The sequence below is a fragment of the Pseudidiomarina tainanensis genome, assembly GCF_004214835.1.
Classification (GTDB): Bacteria; Pseudomonadota; Gammaproteobacteria; order Enterobacterales; family Alteromonadaceae; genus Pseudidiomarina; species Pseudidiomarina tainanensis.
Genome location: NZ_PIQJ01000003.1, coordinates 120,307 through 143,175, shown reverse-complemented (window position 1 = coordinate 143,175; position 22,869 = coordinate 120,307). Strand labels below are relative to the sequence as shown.

The 22,869-nt window shown below is 48.2% G+C and carries 18 protein-coding genes; 4 read left to right on the top strand and 14 right to left on the bottom strand.

Features of this window, described 5'->3' with window-relative positions:
* Positions 1-34: 34 nt before the first annotated feature.
* The 5 genes from purL to guaB are packed head-to-tail and all read right to left on the bottom strand — an operon-like array spanning position 35 to position 8,539.
* Entirely contained in the window at positions 35-3,931 is a 3,897-nt protein-coding gene (gene purL, locus CWI82_RS10740) for a phosphoribosylformylglycinamidine synthase (RefSeq protein WP_130203531.1), read from the bottom strand.
* A 28-nt stretch (positions 3,932-3,959) separates the two neighbouring features.
* On the bottom strand, positions 3,960-4,082 hold the full coding sequence (locus CWI82_RS11515; RefSeq protein ID WP_267899179.1) for a hypothetical protein: 123 nt from the start codon (positions 4,080-4,082) through the stop codon (positions 3,960-3,962).
* The gene (gene mltF, locus CWI82_RS10735; protein WP_130203530.1) at positions 4,082-5,485 is read right to left on the bottom strand and encodes a membrane-bound lytic murein transglycosylase MltF; all 1,404 of its coding nucleotides are present in this window, start codon (positions 5,483-5,485) and stop codon (positions 4,082-4,084) included. The genes CWI82_RS11515 and mltF overlap by 1 nt, the downstream gene beginning before the upstream one ends.
* 3 nt (positions 5,486-5,488) lie before the next feature.
* Positions 5,489-7,063: a glutamine-hydrolyzing GMP synthase gene (gene guaA / locus CWI82_RS10730; protein WP_092858394.1), complete on the bottom strand. Its 1,575-nt coding sequence runs from the start codon at positions 7,061-7,063 to the stop codon at positions 5,489-5,491.
* A gap of 6 nt (positions 7,064-7,069) precedes the next feature.
* The gene (gene guaB, locus CWI82_RS10725; RefSeq protein WP_092858396.1) at positions 7,070-8,539 is read right to left on the bottom strand and encodes an IMP dehydrogenase; all 1,470 of its coding nucleotides are present in this window, start codon (positions 8,537-8,539) and stop codon (positions 7,070-7,072) included.
* Positions 8,540-8,637: 98 nt separating this feature from the next.
* Here guaB and xseA point away from each other — a divergent pair, with 98 nt between their 5' ends.
* A complete protein-coding gene (gene xseA, locus CWI82_RS10720; protein ID WP_092858398.1) occupies positions 8,638-9,963 on the top strand; it encodes an exodeoxyribonuclease VII large subunit in 1,326 nt (441 codons plus the stop codon).
* Here the strand turns inward: xseA and CWI82_RS10715 are convergent.
* The 9 genes from CWI82_RS10715 to CWI82_RS10675 all read right to left on the bottom strand — a co-directional run bounded on the left by CWI82_RS10715 (position 9,941) and on the right by CWI82_RS10675 (position 18,366).
* The gene (locus CWI82_RS10715; protein WP_092858400.1) at positions 9,941-10,867 is read right to left on the bottom strand and encodes an AEC family transporter; all 927 of its coding nucleotides are present in this window, start codon (positions 10,865-10,867) and stop codon (positions 9,941-9,943) included. The two genes, xseA and CWI82_RS10715, sit on opposite strands and share 23 nt — an antisense overlap.
* A gap of 51 nt (positions 10,868-10,918) precedes the next feature.
* The gene (locus CWI82_RS10710; RefSeq protein ID WP_092858402.1) at positions 10,919-11,863 is read right to left on the bottom strand and encodes a porin; all 945 of its coding nucleotides are present in this window, start codon (positions 11,861-11,863) and stop codon (positions 10,919-10,921) included.
* Between the two features lie 129 nt (positions 11,864-11,992).
* Positions 11,993-13,264 carry a tetratricopeptide repeat protein gene (locus CWI82_RS10705; protein ID WP_130203529.1) on the bottom strand — a complete coding sequence of 424 codons (1,272 nt, stop codon included), beginning with the start codon at positions 13,262-13,264 and terminating at the stop codon, positions 11,993-11,995.
* Between the two features lie 11 nt (positions 13,265-13,275).
* Positions 13,276-13,884 carry an energy transducer TonB gene (locus tag CWI82_RS10700; RefSeq protein ID WP_130203528.1) on the bottom strand — a complete coding sequence of 203 codons (609 nt, stop codon included), beginning with the start codon at positions 13,882-13,884 and terminating at the stop codon, positions 13,276-13,278.
* A gap of 2 nt (positions 13,885-13,886) precedes the next feature.
* A complete protein-coding gene (locus tag CWI82_RS10695) occupies positions 13,887-14,294 on the bottom strand; it encodes an ExbD/TolR family protein (protein ID WP_055439561.1) in 408 nt (135 codons plus the stop codon).
* Positions 14,295-14,306: 12 nt separating this feature from the next.
* The gene (locus tag CWI82_RS10690) at positions 14,307-14,852 is read right to left on the bottom strand and encodes a MotA/TolQ/ExbB proton channel family protein (protein WP_177203841.1); all 546 of its coding nucleotides are present in this window, start codon (positions 14,850-14,852) and stop codon (positions 14,307-14,309) included.
* A gap of 8 nt (positions 14,853-14,860) precedes the next feature.
* Positions 14,861-16,228: a MotA/TolQ/ExbB proton channel family protein gene (locus tag CWI82_RS10685; RefSeq protein WP_130203527.1), complete on the bottom strand. Its 1,368-nt coding sequence runs from the start codon at positions 16,226-16,228 to the stop codon at positions 14,861-14,863.
* Between the two features lie 2 nt (positions 16,229-16,230).
* On the bottom strand, positions 16,231-17,004 hold the full coding sequence (locus CWI82_RS10680) for a DUF3450 domain-containing protein (protein WP_130203526.1): 774 nt from the start codon (positions 17,002-17,004) through the stop codon (positions 16,231-16,233).
* A gap of 81 nt (positions 17,005-17,085) precedes the next feature.
* Positions 17,086-18,366 carry a mechanosensitive ion channel family protein gene (locus CWI82_RS10675; protein WP_233340256.1) on the bottom strand — a complete coding sequence of 427 codons (1,281 nt, stop codon included), beginning with the start codon at positions 18,364-18,366 and terminating at the stop codon, positions 17,086-17,088.
* 128 nt (positions 18,367-18,494) lie between these two features.
* Here CWI82_RS10675 and CWI82_RS10670 point away from each other — a divergent pair, with 128 nt between their 5' ends.
* The 3 genes from CWI82_RS10670 to CWI82_RS10660 are packed head-to-tail and all read left to right on the top strand — an operon-like array spanning position 18,495 to position 22,841.
* The gene (locus CWI82_RS10670) at positions 18,495-20,225 is read left to right on the top strand and encodes a sensor histidine kinase (RefSeq protein ID WP_130203525.1); all 1,731 of its coding nucleotides are present in this window, start codon (positions 18,495-18,497) and stop codon (positions 20,223-20,225) included.
* 40 nt (positions 20,226-20,265) lie between these two features.
* Entirely contained in the window at positions 20,266-21,171 is a 906-nt protein-coding gene (rdgC, locus tag CWI82_RS10665) for a recombination-associated protein RdgC (RefSeq protein WP_130203524.1), read from the top strand.
* Positions 21,168-22,841, top strand: a complete 1,674-nt coding sequence (locus tag CWI82_RS10660) for a dipeptidyl-peptidase 3 family protein (RefSeq protein ID WP_130203523.1) — start codon at positions 21,168-21,170, stop codon at positions 22,839-22,841. Before rdgC ends, CWI82_RS10660 begins: the two co-directional genes overlap by 4 nt.
* Positions 22,842-22,869: the final 28 nt, after the last annotated feature.

Below are 22,869 nucleotides of genomic sequence, written 5' to 3'. Positions count from 1 at the left end.
CGGTTTAGAAACCGGGCTTTTCGATTGCGTCAACTTAGCCTAAATAGACGCGCGCGTTACGGAACATGCGCATCCAAGGGCTATCTTCACCCCACTCATCAGGGTGCCAGCTGTTAGCAACGGTACGGAACACACGCTCAGGGTGCGGCATCATAATCGATACTCGGCCGTCTTTCGTAGTTAAGCCGGTAATCCCCTCTGGCGACCCATTTGGGTTAGCCGGGTAAGTGCTTGCGATGTCGCCACGGTTATTGATATAACGCATGGTCACTAAGCCTTCAGCATTCACTGTCGCTAAATCGCTACCTTTGAATTCAGCACGGCCTTCACCGTGTGAAACCGCAATTGGCATACGCGAGCCGGCCATACCTTCAAAGAACAACGAGTTGTTTTGTTGCACTTCAACTAGGCTGAAACGTGCTTCAAAGCGTTCTGAGCGGTTCGTCACAAAGTGCGGCCAAGCTTCAGCGCCTGGAATCAACTCTTTCAGGTTTGATAACATTTGGCAGCCGTTACACACACCTAACGCAAAGGTTTTGTTGCGTTCAAAGAATGACGCAAACTCATCACGCGCACGGTTGTTGAACAAAATTGATTTCGCCCAACCTTCACCGGCGCCCAGCACGTCACCGTACGAGAAGCCGCCACAGGCAACCAGACCATTGAATTTCTCAAGGCTCACTCGACCACTTAAGATATCGCTCATGTGCACGTCAATCGCTGCAAAACCTGCGCGATCAAACGCTGCCGCCATCTCGACGTGAGAGTTTACGCCCTGCTCGCGCAGGATAGCCACCATTGGGTCACGCCCAGTATTGATATAAGGCGCTGCAATATCCTCACTAACATCAAATGACAAATCGGCAAACAAACCTGGATCGTTCAAGTTTTGTTTGGCTTCAAACTCTTCGTCAGCGCAAGCGGGGTTATCACGCATACGCTGCATTTGATGCGTTGTTTCTGCCCAAATAGCGCGGTAGTGGCTACGTAAGTGAGAAAGCACTTCTTCACCATTGCGGTTAAAGCGCACGACGTCTTCACGCACCGGACGCCCAATCACGTGAACACAGTCTTCGAGGCCATGCTCAGCATAAACTTTTTGCACGTGCTCAAGTTCTTCAACACTCACTTGCACCACAGCGCCGAGTTCTTCACTGAACAAAGCTGCTAAGTCGTCATCGCCCAGATTATCAAGCGCGACTTCAACACCACAGTGACCGGCAAATGCCATTTCCGCCACAGTTGTAAACAAACCGCCGTCTGAGCGGTCATGGTAGGCCATCAACTTCTTGTCATGAATAAGCTGTTGCGTTGCGTCGAAGAAACCTTTCAAAATTTCAGGGTTATCAACGTCTGGCGTGACATCGCCTAACTGACGATAAACTTGCGCTAAAGCTGAGCCGCCAAGGCGGTTTTTGCCGCGCCCTAGGTCAATTAAGAGTAACTTACTATCGCCTTTGTCCATGCGCAGTTGCGGCGTCAGCGTGCGACGTACATCGCGAACACGGCCAAACGCAGTAATGACGAGGCTTAATGGCGCGGTTACCGCCTTCGCGCCCTGCTCATCTTGCCATTGGGTTTTCATCGACATTGAGTCTTTACCCACTGGAATAGTAATCCCCAGTGCCGGACATAATTCTTCGCCCACTGCTTTTACGGCTTCATAAAGGCCAGCATCTTCACCCGGATGCCCCGCTGCCGCCATCCAGTTAGCAGAAAGCTTCACGAATTTCAGATCGCCAATATCAGCTGCGGCAATGTTGGTCAGTGACTCACCGACGGCCATACGTGCAGACGCTGCATAGTTCAACAATGCTAACGGTGTACGCTCGCCCATCGCCATGGCTTCACCGGCATAAGTGTCATAGCTGGCAGCGGTTACCGCCACGTCAGCAACTGGGATCTGCCACGGGCCAACCATTTGATCACGAGCAACCAAGCCGGTGACAGTGCGGTCACCAATGGTGATCAGGAAGGTTTTTTCCGCAATCGCGGGCAAACGTAATAAGCGTTTCGCGGCCTCGCTGAGTTTAATACCGTCGCGATCAATAGCATCACCTTTTACTTGCTTCGTGGTCACATCGCGATGCATTTTCGGTGGCTTGCCAAGTAATACGTTCAACGGTAAATCGATTGGCTTATCACCGAAATGTTCGTCGGTTAAGATCAGGTGCTCAGCTTCAGTTGCTTCGCCAATCACGGCAAACGGTGCGCGTTCGCGCTTACAAATTTCTTCAAATACGTCCATACGCTCTGGCGCAATGGCCATCACATAGCGTTCTTGCGATTCGTTACACCAAATCTCCAGTGGCGACATACCTGGTTCATCGTTGGGTACTTTGCGTAGTTCAAAGTTACCACCACGACCACCATCACTCACCAGCTCCGGCATCGCATTCGATAAACCGCCAGCACCGACATCGTGAATAAAGGCAATTGGGTTCTTGTCACCAAGCTGCCAGCAACGGTCAATGACTTCTTGGCAACGGCGCTCCATTTCAGGGTTATCCCGCTGTACCGACGCGAAATCAAGATCTTCGCTAGAGGTACCAGAGGTCATTGACGATGCGGCACCGCCACCCAAACCGATGTTCATCGCTGGGCCGCCAAGTACGACTAATTTTGCGCCGACTGGAATCTCACCTTTCTCGACGTGTTGCTCGCGGATATTACCCATACCGCCAGCAATCATGATTGGCTTGTGGTAACCACGAATCTCTTCACCATTGTGGCTGGTGACTTTTTCTTCGTAAGTACGGAAATAGCCTGTTAGAGCTGGACGACCGAATTCGTTATTGAAAGCTGCGCCACCCAGAGGGCCCTCAAGCATGATATCAAGCGCGGTCACAATGCGGTCAGGCTTGCCGAAATCTTCTTCCCAAGGCTGCTCAAAGCCCGGAATACGTAAGTTAGAAACGCTAAAACCAACCAAGCCAGCCTTTGGCTTAGAACCGCGACCAGTTGCACCTTCGTCACGAATCTCACCGCCAGAACCTGTTGCGGCCCCTGGATACGGTGAAATAGCTGTTGGATGGTTGTGCGTTTCCACCTTCATCAGAATGTGCACAGGTTCGTGGAAGTAGCTGTACTCGCCTGCGGCACTGGTGCCTGCTGGATATGGATAAAAACGCCCGGCTTCCGAACCGACCATAACTGCCGCATTATCTTTATAAGCGGATAAAACGTTTTCTGGCGTGACCTCGAAGGTATTCTTGATCATTTTGAACAACGACTTCAGTTGTTCTTTGCCATCGATAGTCCAATCAGCGTTAAAGATTTTGTGACGACAATGCTCTGAGTTCGCTTGCGCAAACATATACAGTTCAATGTCGTTCGGATTTCGTTTTAGTGCACTAAAGTTTTCAAAAAGATAATCAATTTCGTCATCTGCAAGCGCAAGGCCCATATCGATATTTGCGCGTTGCAGTGCGTCGCGACCGCCCTGAAGAATATCGATACTCTTCAGTTTTGCTGGCTCCGCTTCATGGAATAATACTTGTGCTTCATCGAGGTCGCGCAAGACCATCTCAGTCATACGGTCGTGAATAAGCGCGGCCGCTTGTTGTAGTTGTGCCGCGGTTAACTCACCCGACAAATAATAAGCAATACCACGTTCAATCCGGTGAATTTGGGTAAGGCCACAGTTGTGAGCAATATCTGTTGCCTTTGAAGACCATGGTGAAATCGTACCTTGGCGTGGCACAACAACTAACAGGTTGCCTTCTGGAATATGCGCCGCGAGCGCTGGTCCATAGGTCAGCAATTTGGTCAGAACTGTTGTCGCTTCATCATCGAGCGTCTGTTCGACATCAACAAAATGCATAAACTCGGCATACACTTCGGTTACCGGAAGCTCAGCATTTTGCAGGCGCTGCAATAATTTCTCAGTTCGAAATTCAGACAAAGCGGGAGCACCGCGTACTATTTCCACAGACAAGTCTCCAAAAATTTTAGGGCTATTAATCTTGCTTTTCAGTTAAACGAAACCACTTTTGCCGGCGTTCGGTTTGCAAATGGCGTTGTTTACGTAACCAGGCGCGGCGACGCTCTGGCGATACTAATCGACGACTCTTATTACGCATCAGTTGACTCCATCACCGCTCCCTTCAGGAACCGTGATTTCCATAGGTTTGGCTGGTATCCGTCCTCGATTATCGAGCCACACCAAGGTGTCATAATAGCGACGTATGTTCCCTACGTATCGCACCGGTTCATCACCACGTGCAAACCCAAAGCGGGTTTGTCGATAAAACTGTTTCTGTCTTAATAAAGGTAGACGTTTTCGCACATCAATCCAGCGGTCGGCATCGCCGCCTTGCTGCTGCGTTAAAATGCGTGCATCTTCCAAATGGCCGTAACCAATATTATATGCCGCGAGCGCAAACCAAATCCGATCGGGCTCCGGAATTCGCGCCGGTATGCGTTGTAACATACGCTCAAAATAGCGCGCACCACCCTGAATGCTTTGCTCAGGATTCAACCGACTGGCAACACCCATGGCTTTCGCGGTTGGTAGCGTCAACATCATCATGCCGCGCACTCCAGTAGGCGATATTGCACGCGGATTCCACAAACTTTCTTGATAACTTATCGCAGCCAGCAGTCGCCAATCTAACGCGCCTGCATGTTTTTCAAAAACATCGCGATATTTCGGTAATACCGTTTGCACGGCATCAATAAACAGGCTGGTATCAACATAATTAAAGTTGGCGACGTGGCCAAAATGCTGATCTAATAGCTGTGATAATTGCCCAGAGTGGCGAAGGTTGCCGAAAAAGGTAATCACTTCGGCATATAACGAAGCGTCCACTTGTTGATTGAGTAGCCATGCAATATCAACGTCGTCACGCACAGTAAAAGCAACGCTCAAATCAGGATAATAGCGGCGTTGCACATCGAGGGTATTACTGTCGGCAATGGTATAGGCAATGTCACCTTCAACCACTTGTCGCAGTAACTCATTCGCGTCATGGTCGTCTGTGGCGCGCCATTTAAGCTCAGGGTAATCTTCGGCTATTTGTAATAACCAATCATGGTGGCTTGAACCTTCAACAACCACTAGCTCAGCGTCGAGTTCCTCGAGGCTGCGTGGCCGATCGCGAGCACCTTGTTTAAATACAACACGTTGAGATATTTCAAAATAAGGTGGGCCAAATTGGAATCGCTGTTCACGTTGCGCGGTGCGATTCAAGCCGGCAGCAAGCAAATCGACTTCGCCTGACTCAAGCAAATTGAGAAGGTTTTTCACGTTGTAGCGCGACACCATCTCTACCTCAACGCCCAGTTCTTCGGCAAATTGTTTAGCGAGCACATATTCAATGCCCGCTTCGCCTTCAGCATCAAGGTAGTAGCTGGTTGGCCCAAGTAAGGTACCTACGCGCAACAACCCACGCTCTTTGATGGCGTCAAGCTGGCTCGGCTGCGGCTCGGGCGCACACCCGAGCAACAACCCAATTAACGACCAGCTTATAAGCCACTTAAGCACGCATTATTCCCACTCAATGGTCGCTGGCGGTTTGCCAGAAATATCGTACACGACACGCGAAATACCATCTATTTCGTTGATGATGCGGTTCGATACTTTTTCAAGCAACTCATACGGGAGATGTGCCCAACGTGCAGTCATAAAATCAATTGTTTCAACGGCACGTAGTGCAATAACCCAATCATATTTGCGAGCATCACCCATTACACCAACTGAGCGCACCGGCAAGAACACCGCGAACGCTTGGCTGACGTCGTGATAAATACCAGCGTTACGTAGTTCGCTGATGAAAATATGATCAGCGCGACGCAATAAGTCACAATATTCTTTCTTCACTTCCGCCAACACCCGTACACCAAGGCCAGGGCCTGGGAATGGATGGCGATACAACATGTCATACGGCAAACCGAGCTCTAAACCAATTTTACGCACTTCGTCTTTAAACAATTCGCGTAGTGGTTCAACCAAGCTCAATTTCATATCTTCTGGTAAGCCACCGACATTGTGGTGTGACTTAATCACATGCGCTTTACCGGTTTTTGATCCCGCAGACTCAATCACGTCTGGATAAATTGTGCCTTGCGCTAAGAACGATACATCTTTGATGCGACTGGCTTGTTCGTCGAAAATTTCGATAAATACCCGGCCGATAATTTTGCGTTTTGCTTCCGGATCTTTTTCTCCCGCAAGCGCGTCAAGAAAACGGTTTTCCGCATCAACATGGACAATGTTTAAGCCGTAATGGTCACCAAACATTTCCATGACTTGCTCCGCTTCCTGCCAGCGCAGCAAACCGTTATCGACAAATACGCAGGTTAGTTGGTCACCGATGGCACGGTGCAACAACATAGCTGTCACTGAGCTATCAACACCACCTGACAAACCTAAAACGACTTTGTTGGTACCAACTTGTTCGCGAATACGAGCAACGGCGTCATCAATGATGTGCGCTGGAGTCCAATTGCGTTCACACTCGCAAATCTCAACCACAAAGTGTTCGAGAATGCGCATGCCTTGGCGCGTGTGGGTCACTTCTGGGTGGAACTGAACACCATAGAAATCACGTTTGTCATCGGCCATTGCCGCGATTGGACAGGTCGGGGTTTGTGCGACAATGTCAAAGCCTGCAGGTGCTTCAATGACTTTATCACCGTGGCTCATCCACACATCAATCACTGGGTTGCCGCTTTCGTGCACACTGTCTTCAATGTGGTGGAACAACGGACACGGTGCGATGCGCTCAACCTGGGCATAGCCAAATTCACGCTCGAGTGAACCTTGCACTTTACCGCCCAGTTGCTCGGCCATGGTTTGCATACCGTAGCAAATACCAAATACTGGTACGCCCGCCTCGAATACATACTCAGGTGCGCGCGGCGAGTTGGCTTCGGTTACCGATTCTGGTCCGCCTGACAAAATAATGCCGTTCGGTTTAAAGTTACGGATGTCGTCTTCGCTGACATCCCACGCCCACAGTTCACAGTAGACGCCGAGTTCACGAATACGGCGGGCAATTAACTGCGTGTACTGCGAGCCGAAATCTAAAATCAATATGCGATGTGCATGAATATCTTGCATGTTGGCTTAACCCATCCGGTAGTTTGGAGCTTCTTTAGTGATTTGCACGTCGTGCACATGAGATTCGCCCATACCAGCAGCAGTTACTTTCACAAACTGCGGCTTGGTGCGCATTTCTTTCATATTGGCACAACCAGTTAAGCCCATCGCTGAACGTAATCCACCCATTTGCTGGTGAATAATGGTGGCAATTGGGCCTTTGTAAGCAACACGACCTTCAATACCTTCAGGAACCAGCTTTTCGGCTTCGTTGGTTGCTTGGAAGTAACGGTCTGATGAACCATGACGTTGGTTCATTGCGCCAATACTGCCCATACCGCGATATGATTTGTAATAACGCCCTTGGTACAGCTCAACTTCGCCTGGTGATTCTTCGGTACCGGCTAGCATGCTACCAACCATGACGCAGTCGGCGCCAGCGGCAATCGCTTTGGCGATATCACCCGAGAAACGGATACCACCGTCAGCAATGACTGGAATATTGGTGCCTTTAAGTGCATCAACAGCGTCAGAGATTGCGGTAATTTGTGGTACGCCACAACCAGTTACAATTCGCGTCGTACAAATTGAGCCAGGACCAATACCAACTTTCACTGCATCAACACCGGCGTCTGCGAGTGCTTTCGCGCCAGCACCGGTCGCTACGTTACCAGCAATGATTTGCAAATCAGGATAGGTTTTACGTGCCCATGTCACACGATCAATAACACCTTGTGAGTGACCGTGCGAGGTATCAATCAATAAGACGTCTACGCCGGCTTCTACAAGTGCTTCAACCCGCTCTTCAGTACCTGGACCAACACCAACTGCGGCACCTACACGTAAACGACCCAGTTCGTCTTTACATGCATTCGGTTTGTTTTCGGCCTTGGTGAAATCTTTTAAGGTAATCATGCCGCGCAAGTGGAACGCATCGTCAACCACGAGTATTTTTTCAATACGGTGTTGATGCATTAAATTTAGAATTTCTTCGCTTTGCGCGTTTTCTTTTACGGTAATCAGCTTGTCTTTTTGCGTCATAATGGAGCTAACAAGGCGATTGTCATCACGCTCAGCACGTGTATCGCGACCGGTGATAATACCCACCAATTCGCCTGATTTCTCAACGACTGGGAAACCGTGAAAGCCATGTTCAACTGCCAACGCACGGATTTCGCCAAGCGTGGTATCTGGGCTAACTGTGATTGGATCGGACACCATACCGCTTTCGTATTTTTTAACTTTACGAACGTGTGCGGCTTGCTCTGCAACGGTCATGTTTTTGTGCACAAAACCAATCCCGCCTTCTTGCGCTAAGGCAATCGCTAGAGCGGCTTCAGTTACGGTATCCATGGCCGCAGAAACCATTGGAATATTGAGTTCAATTCCACGGGTTAAACGCGTGCGCAGGTCGGCTGTATGCGGTAAAACGGTTGAATGACCGGGGACGAGCAAAACGTCGTCAAAGGTTAGGGCTTCTTGAGCAATTCGTAGCATGGCAACATCTCACTGGCTGACTTAATGTTGCGGGCAGATTTTACTCGCAAACGGCTTTTCAGTAAACTGATTTTTTTCATTCTTACCGAGGTTTTATCATGCAACAACCGCATATTTTTACTGTCTTTGGCCTGAATACCGAGGTAAGACAGGTGCTTGAGCAAGGCTTCGGTTCGATTTGGCTGGTTGGCGAAATTTCAAACTTCGCAGCACCAAGCTCAGGACATTGGTATTTTACCCTAAAAGATGAGCGCGCGCAGATCCGCGCAGCGATGTTTCGTAATGCCAATCAACGGGTAAAACTACGTCCGCAACACGGCATGCAAGTGCTGGTGCGGGCCAAACTGACTGTGTATGAACCACGCGGCGACTATCAATTAATTATTGAACACATGGAAGATGCCGGTGCTGGCTTGCTACAACAAAAATACGAACAACTCAAAGCGAAGCTGCAAGCTGAAGGATTATTTGCCCCAGAACATAAACAAGCCTTACCCGAAACAATTAAGAAAGTTGGGGTGATTACCTCACCAACCGGCGCGGCTGTGCGCGATATTTTGGCGGTATTAAAACGCCGTGACCCAAGTGTTGAAGTCATCATCTATCCAAGCTCGGTGCAAGGCCAAGCGGCAACCGGTGAATTGCTACATATGCTGCAGCGCGCCATTGCTCGTGATGAAGTCGATGTTTTGATTATGGCTCGTGGGGGCGGCTCACTCGAAGATTTATGGTGTTTCAACGACGAACAATTAGCTTACGCACTACACAGTTGCCCGATTCCGACGATTTCGGCTGTCGGCCATGAAGTTGACTTTACTATCTGTGATTTTGTTGCCGATGTGCGCGCACCAACGCCATCGGCGGCGGCTGAACTCGTGAGTCGTGATCAACGTGAAACTCTGGCGCGCATTCAACATTTGAGTCATCGCGTTGAACAAGCCTGGCTGCGCCAATTTCGACAGCGCTCGCAACACCATGGCTATTTATCACAACGTTTGCAACAACAGCATCCGCAACGGCAGTTGCAACAAAATGGTCAGCGCTTAGACGAACTGTCAATGCGCACGCAAAATGCGTTGCAACGCCACCTACAACAGGTCAAAAGTAACCAAATCCAATTACATAAGCGCCTAATTAATGTTCATCCAGAGCGTCGAATTGCGCCATTGAAACAGCAACAGCAGCAGTTGCAGCAGCGTTTGAGTCTCGCCATGCAGCAGTTACTCAAACAACAGCAGCAACGTTTTCAGTCGCTCACGCAAGGTTTGCATATGGTTAGCCCACTGCAAACCATTGAGCGTGGCTACGCAGTTGTGCGCAAAACAGACGGGAGCTTAGTGCGTAGCCCCGAGCAACTGACTCAGGGCGAAGCATTTCAGGTGAAAGTTGCCGAAGGTGAGTTTATGGCAACAAAAACTGAATAAAAGTGTACCAGAGTGGCAGCGTCACAAAGCACAGTAACACGCCATAGCCCACAATAGCTGCTGACAAAGTCGGCGCTAAGCCTGCCATAATAGCTAATGCGCCAGCTGAAATCATTGCTGGCATGGCGGCTTCCATTATCGTGACTTGCACGGCTAATTGGTCAAGACCAAAGCCATAGAGCACAGCCAATGCAATAATCGGTGTGGCAATCAATTTTAAACCAAGCGCCCAATACAATGGCCCGCGGTCTTCTTGTGGAAGTTTAAATTTCAACTGAAAACCAACCGCAACCATAATCACGGGCACCAACGTAATCGCCAGTGAGTCAATAAATTGGCTCATCACCTCAGGATAAGCTACACCACGCAACAGCAATGCGACGACTAACGCAATAAATGGTGGGAACTTGGCGATTCGCAGTGCAATGGCGCCAGCACTTGGTCGCTTCGCATCAGCACCCGGATCGTGACTGTAAATAGCGGCAATGATAGTGGCATAAATCGATAAAATGAAAAACGAACCGAGTTGATCATATAACAACGCGTATGGAATACCCTCGGGCCCAAAAAAAGCTTCAACCATTGGGAAACCCACAAACGATGTATTGCCAAGTGGCACCACAATCAACATCGCGCCAGTGGTCATACGCGACCAGTTAAGCCACTTGCTTAAACCGAGCAACACAGGCACTGTCAGCGCTAGTAATAGCCAAGGGATAAGTGCTGGATATAGTAGCTCTTTGCCAAACGTTAAACTGGGTATTTTTTGTAATACAACGGCCGGCAACGCAACATAAATCACGTAAGCGTTGAGAATTTGTCCGGTATTTTGCGGGAATTGCCGGCTACGTTGTAGCAATAAGCCAATAACAACGTAGCCCGCAATGAAGATAAAGTTGGCCATCGCTCGACTGTAATCCAATTGAGGTCAAAAGATGGCCTTAGTTTACCTTGCTTAGAACTTATGTTCGATACCCAGAGCCAAATAGCTTTGGTTAACATCGATAGCATCTAAGTCACGGCCTGTGTACCACGTATAAACTTTGGTGTTTTTACCCAGTTTATAATCAACACCTGCCGCCATAGAACTCTCAACACCGTCAACACTAAAGTCCATGCGCTGGTATTGTGCTTTGAAGGTAAAGTTGTTGTATGGATACTTGATGCTTGCGACATAACCATCAGCTTCAGCAGTGCCATCTACTTTTTCTTGTTGTTGCCACATGAGGCCAACAATAGTCGAGACTAACTTGGTATAACCGACAACCCGTTCAATGTCATAACCATCAACTTTACGATCAACCGCACCGCCTAAATAGAACGACGTGTCATCAAGGCCTTCGTCACCGTAACTAATTGCGGTAGAGATGCCGTCGTCGATCAGTGGATCGTCGCTTGCTGTGTAACTCACTTGGAAGCGAACTTGATTAAACGCTGGTGAGTAATAACTCACCGTGTTGCTCAGACGATTTTCACCTTCGAATAAGGCTTTCACGTCGGCCTCATAGTCGCTAAACACATCGATATCGCCTTGAATCGTCTTCAATACGGTGTCGCGACGGCCAATGGTGATTTCACCAAAGTTACCTTTCAAGCCAATGTATTGGTTACGAGATTTCAAGTTATCTGAGCCACCAAGGTCGGCTAAATCAACTTGCCATTCAAGTTTGTAGATAACTTCTAAATCATCATTTAACTGGGTGCCGCCTTGAATACCAAAGCGTGAAGAATTTGACACAACGTCAGTCTGTGAACCGTTGCCGTCATCAAGATCATTGCTTTGTAGCGATACGTTGATTTTACCGTAGATATCCCAAGTTAATGGTTGATCGTCAGCAAAAACAGCTGATGAACTCATCGCGAGAATCGCTGGAACAGTTACCAATAAAGTTTTTTTCATGACATAGCCGCCTAAATATAGGTGAACACACTGTGGACTATAGACCACACCCCCGATTTAGGCGCTATGTTATGTCAGAAATATGACAGTTTCATGACTATGTGTCAGTTTTTTGTCTTTTACGTGTCATTACGATGACGTTTTCATGTCAGCGCGCAGTTCCATCAACCGATTTTGCTGCTCTTGTTCTGCTTGAGCGTAGCGTTCCCACTGGCCTGCAGACTGTCGTGCATCGTCAAATTTCTTCGCAATAGCGAATGCTTGCAAGGCCGCATTAAAGTTTTCCAAGTTAAGCTCAGCCATACCAATTACGAGATGCATGGCACCCGGTTGCTTCAAACCACCTTTATCAAGCGCGGCACGGGCTGCTGAGATGGCTTCCTGATTACGCTCCGCATTGAGTAATAACGTGGCGCGTTGCGCATCGAGTTCACCATCGTCACTCAGCTTTGCAGCAGCTAACAATGCCGCACTGGCTTTATCCGTCTCACGGGCGGCAACCCAAGCTTGGGCTAATAACTTTAAGTTACGCAAATTACGTTCAACTGCGCCTTGTTGCAGCGCTTGCTCTAATACTTGGCCCGCTTTAAATGGAACGTCATTGAAAAAATAAGTTTGCGCTAAGTTCAGTAAATCTTGGCCTTTGGTTAAAAAGCCTTGCTGAAAAGCCGTTTCTAACATCGCTAGTTGCTTATGTTCTTGACCAAGCTGACCATAAATACCAGCCAACTGCACCCAATACTCAGGTTTGTTGTAGTAACGCACCATGTCTTCAAGCACGGCAGCAACGCTTTTGGTATCGCCTAGCTCAAAGTACACTGCACGCTGTAACACCAGCCAATTTTCTTCAGGCACTTGGCCTTTTGATTCCACTAACTCAATAGCTTTCGTAATGGGTGCTAAAGCCGACTTATAGTCCCCTTGCTGATACAGTGCTTGTGCTTTTAACACCCAAGCCTTTTGATGTTGCTCAGCCGGAGTAATGCGTTCCCACTTGGCTAGGAATGCAATGGTTTGCTCAAACTCACCCTGCCCCAGTGCTAATTGAGCCAAACTAAACAATGTATTTTGCTCAAGCGCTTGCGGAATGGCTTCTTCCTCAACCACTTTGGCAAAGTACTCAATAGCTTTTGCAATATTGTCCTGGCCGTAATACATGTAGCCATAGAAATTCCAGAGCATCGCGCGCTCGTAGCTGTTCATGCTGCTGAGCTTGCCCTCAACATTACGCAGAACTTCTAAGCCAGCGTTCACATCGCCGTCATCGGCTAGCTGTTGGGCTCGTGCTAACTGACTGTAAACTTGCTCACGCAGAGCTGGCGTCTTTTTCCGGTCTTCAGCCAAAGCCGAGGAGTTGAAAACCACCGCCACGACTGCAACAACAATGAGTAAATAACGCATAAGTTTGTCTCCTAACCATCAATGGCGAATGTTAAACGGTTCTGAACCCCTTCCACTTCTACGGGTTCACCATTCACAACGCGCGGTTTGTATTTAAACTTCAGCACCGCTTCCATGGCTGCTTGGTCAAAAATGCTTTCCGGTTGCGCTTCAATCACATAGGGGTCACGCACAGTACCTTGCTTGGTGACCGTAAATCCGACGACCACGTAGCCTTCGATACCACGTTGAAGCGCGCGACGTGGATAGACCGCTTGTACTTTCACAATCGGCAAATATTCGCCGTCACTGGTATCTAAGCCTACGCCGCCAGATAAGCTGGTATCGGTCTGAATATCCGCTGAAAAATCGAATCCTGCGGCATCTGTGTCAGCGCTTTCGTTCTGCATTTGTGGTTGCGGCATATCCGGCGGTGGCTGCTCAGGCTCGGGTGGCCGTTGCGGTTTGCGCTCTTTCTGCTGCACCACCTCTTCTGGCTTCACCCGAACAAAATCAAGCACGCTGCCGCGCGGCGGCTCTGACATAGCACCTTCACCGCCGACAATGAGCGATTGCATCAAATAGAAAAGCCCAGCTGTAATAGCAAAAGCGGCGATGAGTGCGAGCAATACACGTTTCATAACTAGTCTTCTTGCGTTGCAATCGAGACATCGAAGACACCGGCTGCGCGCGCGGCATCCATGACTTTAATCAACGTTTCCGTCGTGGCTTTTTTATCGGCTTGAATCACCACCGAACCTTGAGGGTTCTCGGCATACAAACGTTCAATGTTCGCCTGTACCGCGCGCGCATCGACTTGTCGTTTATTGATCCAGATTTCGCCCGAATCACTGATTGCCACTAAGATATTGGCGCGGTCTTTTTGCACCGCCGTCGCCGCCTCTGGACGATTCACATCAATGCCTGACTCTTTAACAAACGAGGCGGTCACAATGAAGAAGATAAGCATGATAAAAACAACGTCCAGCATGGGCGTCATATCAATTTGCGCTTCTTCTTCGTCCACTAAATTTGCAAAATGTTGTTTCATTGCGCCTTACCTCTATTTGCTTGCAAGCTTAGATACGCTTGCGTGATCGAGTAACAAACGATCTTCTAATTTAAGTCGTTCGCGTTTCGCTGTGCGTTGCAACCAGGTGGTGGCAAACACGCCCGACAATGCGCCAACCATGCCTGCCATCGTCGGAATTGTCGCTTTCGATACACCGGCAGCCATTGAACGAGCATTGCCAGTACCAGCGACGGCCATCACGTCAAATACCTCAATCATGCCGGTCACTGTTCCCATCAAGCCAAGTAGTGGACATAACGCCACCATGGCTTGCAGAATCGGCAGATTGCCACCTAACGCTAATGACACGCGTGAAATAATGGCACCGCGAATTTGTTCAGCTTGCCAAGATGAGCGATCCGCGCGGTTATTCCAGGCTGTTAGAGCCGCTTTGGTTGCTTGGCGATGCCCTCGCATGTAGTAAAAAATGCGCTCTAGAATCATCAACCACATCACGAAAATGAGTACCCCGATAACCAGCAGCACGTTGCCGCCGGTTTCGATGAAATCTTGGATTGCGTTACTGAATTCGAGCAGGAACATAATTAGTGACTCCGCTCAGAGCGCTCCGCAATAATGCCCGAAGCCTGTTCTTGCAATACATGAACGATGTTGCGGCTGCGCGTATTTAACGTGGCGAACAATAACGTCATTGGTATCGCTACCACTAAGCCGAGTACGGTGGTTACCAAGGCTTGTGAAATGCCGCCAGCCATCAGTTTCGGGTCGCCAGTACCAAACAAGGTAATCGCTTGGAAGGTATTGATCATACCGGTGACGGTACCCAAGAGACCCATGAGCGGTGCCACGACAGAGATAATCTTGATAAAGGTTAAGTTGCGCTGAATTTTCGGCACTTCACGCAAAATCGCTTCACTGAGTTTCAGTTCAAGTGTTTCGGTATCAACGTCTGGATATTTGCGTTGCACCGCCATCACACGACCGAGTGGGTTATCTTCGCGGGCTTCAGGTTGCTTCATTTGACGTTTCACTTTGCCACCCATGAAGGTGAGCGTAATGAACCGTTCAATAGCAATGATGAGACCGATAGCGCCAAGAGCTAGAATGATGTAACCGACTGTGCCGCCCTGATCGATGCGCTCACCTAAGTCAGGCGCTTGCACGAGTAAGCCCAAAATTGAACCACCGGTTGGGTCGAGCGCAAATTTCACTGGGTTGTCGTTGGCTTGTTCAAGTGCAGCCACGGTATCTAAATAGCGCCCAGATGGTTGACGAATGAGCTCAGCTACAGTGTCAGTGCCTGGCACTAACTCTAAATACTGACCGTCAGCAACCATATTGAAGGTACCCACGCGGGTCACTGGCTTGTTCACTTTCTCGCCGTTGGCAAGCGTTACTTCGGTTTCAAAAGAGCTAACTTTGCCAGACTCGGTCATTTCTTGGAGTAAGGCTAACCAAACCGACTCAATTTCCTCAATTGAAGCCAACTTTGAGCTGCTCCCCATTTTTTGCGCAAGCTCACTCATTTGCTCGCTACGGCCCGGAAATTCAACCGAAACAAACGAGGTTTGTAGCTTACTGCTGGTGTCACCGGCTACTTGCTGCAACACGCCGAAGAGTTCGCGTAATGAGCCCATACGCTGGGTCAATGTATCGGTCAAGCCAGCCAGTTCAATTTCGTTCTTCTCGAAATTGGTTTCTAAGGTTTCGCTAAGCTGTTCGAGGCGGTCACGCTCTGCAATGGCTTCGCGTAAAATGCGCGCTTGCTCATCCGCTTCTGCACGAAACCGCGCTTCGCGCTGCTTGTTCTCTTCGGTTTGCTCAAATTGCCCTTGCTGCAACTGTTGTAACAATTGGTCGAGGTTGATCGGATCTTGCGGGGCACTGAACGCTTGCTGAGAGAGTAATAAAGCAGTTGTTGCCACTGCACCGGTTAAAAATTGCTTCAACATGATTATTCTCCAGCACCGTTAGTTTGAGTGAAAACAGGAAGCATCAATAAGTCTGGCGCCAATTGCTTACGCGCAACTCGAATCGCTTCTTGAACATTGCTGGCATAACTTGAATCAAGCTCTTGCCACTCGCGCTGCTGTTGATTCCACACGCCCATGTGAGCACCATCACGGGTTTTATAAAGCAACACCGTGCGACCCATGCGTAAAAATTCAACGTCTTGGCTTTGGCCATTGACGCTCATTTCGCCGTTGTACGCTTCAATATTACGGCCATAATCGGCTTCAATCTGAAACGCTTCCATAACACGGCGAAACTTCTCAGAAACATCCACGTCAGCGCGGTCCATCAGGTCACGTAAACTGACGACGCGTTCAGCACGCTCTTCTGGCAAAAATGGCACATCCAATTCGACAAATTTGGCAAGGCTTTCAATCATGCGTAGCATCAGTGGCGTAATTTGGCGCTCAACCACGCTCACTTCATCAATCGAGCTGTTCAGCTCGTCCTTCTCAACGAGCTGTGCATCAAGTTGCTTCTGAAGTTGCTCGGTATAAACCTCAAGGCCCTGAATTTGGCGGGTGATTTGCTTATATTGCTGAATACGTTCTTGCGTTGAATCGGCAATTTTTTCAACGGTAAGCTGCGATGATTTTGCTGCTGCGTTGATCTTGTTGGCGGCATCAACCACCGGCTCTAGCGACTGCTCTTGAGCAAAAACCGGCGCGCTGGCCAGAGCCAGGAGAACCACAGAGGAAATTAAGGAATGCTTCATAACAATACCTTGCGCATCTAATGAATGATGCTGGGCAAGATACTGCAGTTATGTGACAGCTTGGTGACTGTATTATGTCACTTATGTGTCAATATGACGGTTTTGTTTGATTTCTGTGACCATCTCGCGCATGTCGACACCGCTTGGATGCTGGAATACACGTAAACCAAACTCTGGCAAAATCGAGATGAGATGATCAAAGATATCCGATTGAATGCCTTCATATTCAACCCACTCTGTGGTCGCGGTAAAACAATACACCTCGAGCGGCAAACCGTCAGCGGTTGGATTCAATTGACGCACCATCATCGTCATCTCTTGATGAATGCGCGGGTGATTTTTTAGATACTGCAGAACATAGGCGCGGAAAGTACCGATATTGCTAATTCGCCGCGTATTAACCGGCTCTTTGCCTTCGTCTTTTAATTTCTGATTCCAGTCATCGATTTCTTGCTGTTTATTATTCAAATAATCTTTTAATAAACGGAAACGATGGAGCCTTTTTTGCTCGTCTTGCGACAAAAAATGCACGCTATTTTGATCGAGCATGAGACTGCGCTTAATCCGGCGCCCGCCAGACTCTTGCATGCCGCGCCAGTTTTTGAATGGGTCTGAAATAAAGCGTTTCGTCGGAATCGTTGAGATGGTTTTATCCCAGTTTTGCACCTTCACGGTATGCAGCGCGATATCCGTGACATCGCCATCGACATTCAGATTGGGCATTTCGACCCAATCGCCAACGCGAATAATGTCATTTGATGTGATTTGAACACTGGCCACCAAAGACAGGAGCGTATCTTGAAACACTAACATCAGTACCGCCGCCATCGCACCGAGGCCAGATAATAAAATAATCGGCGAACGGTCAATTAACGCGGCGACAATGAGAATTGTAGCGACAGCATAAATAGCGATTTTGACAACTTGAATATAGCCTTTGATTGGCTTTTCATGGGCATCGGGTTGACGCTCATATAGAGTATTAACAACGGTCAATGCGCCGCTCATTGCGCGTCCAATTGTTAGTACAACGAATGCGTTGCAAACGTTGCTGATGACGATGGTCAGCTCCTCCGGCAGGTTAGGAACCGAACTGATGCCATAGGAAATAACCAGAGCTGGCACGACATTCGCTAGACGCGCGATAATATTGCGCTCGAATAATTGGCGATCTTTACCTGCAGGTGTGTACGACAGCACCGTCATCGCACCACGCATTAATATTTTCTTCACTACAAAATTAGCCAGCCAGGCAGCGACCAGGAGCAGCGCTAATTTGACCATGGTGTCAATGTCGGCATGTTCCGACAACCACTTTTGCCAACTGTCCAGTTGCTCTTGCATGCTTGTAATGACGTCCATTTTTGTGCGTTCCTGCAGCTAATGAAGAGCCCATAACATAGCCTAATGGGGGCGATTTCTCAATCTTTCACATATTGCGAAGCGAGTTAATTTACAGTACCTTGTGTGAATTGTTGCAAGGACTTTCAATGGCTACGTCGAGTATTTCAAAATCCCTCTTAACCAACGTACTTTCAGTCTATTTTGTACTGACTTTGATTGTGACGTCGGTACAAGTTGTCGGGGAATACTACGACACCAAAAATATGCTGGTACAAGAATTACATAACCAGCAAAGTACCTTTAGTCATTCATTGGCACGTTCATTGTGGGAATACAACACACCGCAAATTGAAGCCATTGCCGATGGCTTGATTAACATCCCAGCCATTGCCGGCCTCGTGATTCGAGACGATACCGGACGCATTGTTAGCCAGCTTGGACGAACCCCACCGTTACGCAGTTTTCCGACCATTTCAGCCGACAGTTATGAGCTACCCGAGCGTGAAGGTGTGTTCGGTTACTACTCCAAGCTCGTGTTTGAATTTTCTGGTGATTCGACTCAAGTGGGCGATGTCACGCTCTACACCACCCGCGACATTGCGATTCAGCGCATTAAAGTTAGTCTGTACTTCATTATTGGTTCAGCCATCGTTAAAAGTACTTTTTTGATTATGTTGTTCAGCGTTGCCTTTCATCGCATGCTGAATCGACCTATGCGCGATTTGATCAATCAAATTCAAAACTTTCGTTTAGACGACTTAGAACACTCGAAGCTACATATTCGTAGCCTGCGTAACACCGAATTTTTGCTACTTGAGCGCGCCTATAACCAGTTGGTTGAGAACCTTAAAGAATATCAGGAAGACCTCGACCGCGCCCAAAAGCAGTTGATACACGTTAACCAAAAGCTCGATGAACAAAACGGTATCCTCGAGCAAGAAGTTGCCCGTAAAACGAGCAATCTCAGTCGGGTGTTGGTTGACCTAGAGCGTCAAAAGAATGACCTTGAGCTACGCCAAGACACGCTCGAGAACGAAATTCGCCAGCGGCGGATCATCGAAACAGACTTGCGCGAAATTAATACGCGCTTACAAGAGTCATTGAGTGCCCTTGAACGTACTCAGGATCAGCTGATTGAGTCAGAGAAAATGGCATCACTTGGTGGTCTAGTTGCCGGCATTACACATGATGTAAATACGCCAATTGGTATCTCGGTTACCGCTGCAACGTATATTCGTGATCAACTGACTGAAGCCGAAGAAGCTTTGAACAAAAAAGCCCTTACCCAAGCGCAGCTCACCAAAGTATTTAAGCTCAGCAAAGAGTCGCTTGATTTATTGGAAAGCAATTTAGCACGCGCCTCTGACCTTATCAGTAGCTTCAAGCAAGTGGCTGTGGATCAAACCTCTGAAGTGGTTCGCGAAATCAATATCAAAGACTACTTAAACGGTGTGATTCAAACCCTAAATCCGCGCTTGAAACCGTTTAAACCGCGCCTGACCATTGAGTGCCCAGATGATATTGAAATTCGCTGCCCGGCAGGTGCGTTTGCGCAGATTTTCACAAATTTAATTATCAATTCCTTGATTCATGGCTTCGAAAATAAGCAAGATGGTGAAATTGATATCAGCATCAAACGCAAAGATGACAAGCTTGTCATTGTTTATCGTGACAATGGTAAAGGCTTGACGCAACAGCAACTTGACCAATTATTTGACCCGTTTTTCACGACCAAAGTGCAGCAAGGCGGAAGTGGCTTAGGCACACACATTATTCGAAATCTCGTGACGCAAACCCTCAACGGCACGATTGAAGCTGAAAGCGAAGTGGGACAAGGATTAACCTATCGCATGACATTAGCGGTGACATTTATCTAATTCAATTCGATATCTCGAAGTTAAATATCAAGGACATAACATGTGGTTCAAGAACTTGCGAATTTATACGCTCGCAGACGATTTTGTTTTACCTGAAAACCTCGAACAACGCCTGAGTGATCATGCGTTTCGCCCATGTGGTCGACAAGAGTTAGCAAGCTTTGGTTGGAGTTCACCGTTTGGCCAACACAGTGAAGTGCTGTTTCATCAAATTGGTAACGCTTATTTATTTTGTGCCCGTAAAGAAGAAAAAGTACTGCCGGCGGCAGTAGTAAGCGCTGAAGTTGATGAAGCAGTGAATCAAATTGAAGCCGAGCAAGGTCGCAAAGTTGCTGGTAAAGAGAAGCAGAACCTTAAAGAGGACATTATCCATCGGCTACTGCCACAAGCATTTACTCGCTTTCGCCTCACTTGGGGGTTACTTGACACCGATTTAGGTATTGTGGTGGTGGATGCTTCTGCCGCGAATCGTGCTGAAGACTTCCTAGGTATGCTACGCAGTAGCTTTGGTTCATTACCCGTGAAACCATTGTTCAGTGAGAACCCCAGCGAGCTTTATTTCACGCAATGGCTGAAAGACGGCACAGTTCCCGGCAACTTCGATTTTGGTGACGAAGTGGAGCTGCGTGATAACAGTGACGACGGCGGTATTGTGCGTGTGCGTCAACATGCGTTGACAGGTACCGAAATTGAAACTCACCTCGCCCATGGTAAACAAGCAACGAAAATAGGTTTAGACTGGAATGAGCGTTTAACTTTTGTGCTAGAACATGATCTAGCTGTAAAACGTTTTAAACCAACAGACTTATTGATTGATGAGCAAGATAAGCTTGTTGATGCCACACCAGAGCAAAAAATTGATGCTGACTTTGCCCTTTTGGCTGGTGAGATCCGCGCTTTCTATCCAGATCTTGTCAGCTTATTTGTTGAAAGGAACGAACAATGATTAAAACAATCCGTTTTCCACTAACAGCGTTAGCCGTGAGTTTAACGCTACTTGGTTGTAGCCAAGAGCCTGCGCCGGTCGAAAAAGCTCAATCGGATGCGCCAGCCGTTGAATTAGTTGCCGATGCGCAATCACGTCTCGACATTTATTACCCGATGGATCTTACCGCTGACTTAAGCCACCTGTCTGATCGTCAACGCCACGTTGTTGAGCTGTTGATTGAAGCATCTGAGATTATGGACGACTTATTCTGGCAGCAAGCATACGGCGCTAGTGCGGGTAGCCTTCTTGGTCGCATTGATGATGAGCGCGTGAAAAAATTTGCTGAAATTAATTATGGCCCTTGGGATCGCCTCAATAACGATAAGCCATTCTTAACTGGTTTCGGTGAAAAGCCAGCAGGTGCAAATTTTTATCCGTCCGATATGACTAAAGAAGAGTTCGAAGCTGCTGACTTTGAAGGCAAAATTGACCTCTACACACTGGTTCGTCGCAACGACCAAGGTGAGCTTTACGCGATACCTTACAACGAGGCGTATCGTGCACAGTTAGAAAAAGCAGCGGGGTTATTACGTGAGGCTGCTGAGTTTGCTGAAGACGAAGGCTTCAAAAATTATCTTAGCATGCGAGCCGATGCGTTTTTGAGTAACGAATATCAACCATCTGATTTCGCTTGGATGGACATGACCAACAACGATATCGATGTGGTGATTGGCCCAATTGAAAGCTATGAAGATCAGCTATACGGCTATCGTGCAGCGTTCGAGTCTTATGTGTTAATTAAAGACCTCGAATGGAGCGAAAAGTTAGCGGTGTATGCGCAGTACTTACCTGAGCTACAGCAAAATCTGCCGGTACCTGCTGAATACAAAGCCGAAGTACCTGGTGCAGGTGCGCAGCTTAATGCATACGATGTGGTTTATTATGCCGGTCACTCGAATGCTGGCAGTAAAACCATTGCTATCAACTTGCCCAATGACGAAGAAGTTCAGTTGGAAAAAGGCACGCGCCGATTACAGCTGAAAAACGCCATGCGCGCCAAGTTCGACGCAATCATGTTGCCGATAGCCGACGAGCTCATAGTGCCTGAGCAACGCCAGCACATTACCTTTGATGCGTTTTTCGCCAATACGATGTTCCATGAAGTGGCACACGGCCTTGGTATCAAAAACTTAGTTGGCGCAGAAGGCACCGTGCGTGAGGCCCTGAAAGAACACGCTTCAGCCTTAGAAGAAGGCAAAGCCGATATTCTAGGCTTATACATGGTGACGCAGTTGCTCGAAGCTGGTGTCATTACTGAAGGCGTGCTCGAGGATTATTACACCACGTTCTTGGCGGGTATCTTCCGCTCGGTACGTTTTGGTGCCTCAAGTGCCCACGGCAAAGCCAACATGATTCGCTTTAACTTCTTTGAACAAGCGGGTGCGTTTTCGCGCAATGAACAAGGTCAATATTCAGTGAATATGGATGCGATGCGCGCAGCGATGAATAGTTTGTCAGAGAAGATTCTGACGCTTCAAGGTAACGGCGATTACCAAGGTGTAGGCGAGCTCTTTGATACCATGGGCAATATTAGCCCGCAGTTACAAGCCGATTTAGATCGCTTGTCGGCTGCTGATATTCCTGTGGATATTACTTTCCGCCAAGGTAAGAGCGTACTGGGTTTATAAAATAAAAAAGGGAGCCAAAAATTTTGGC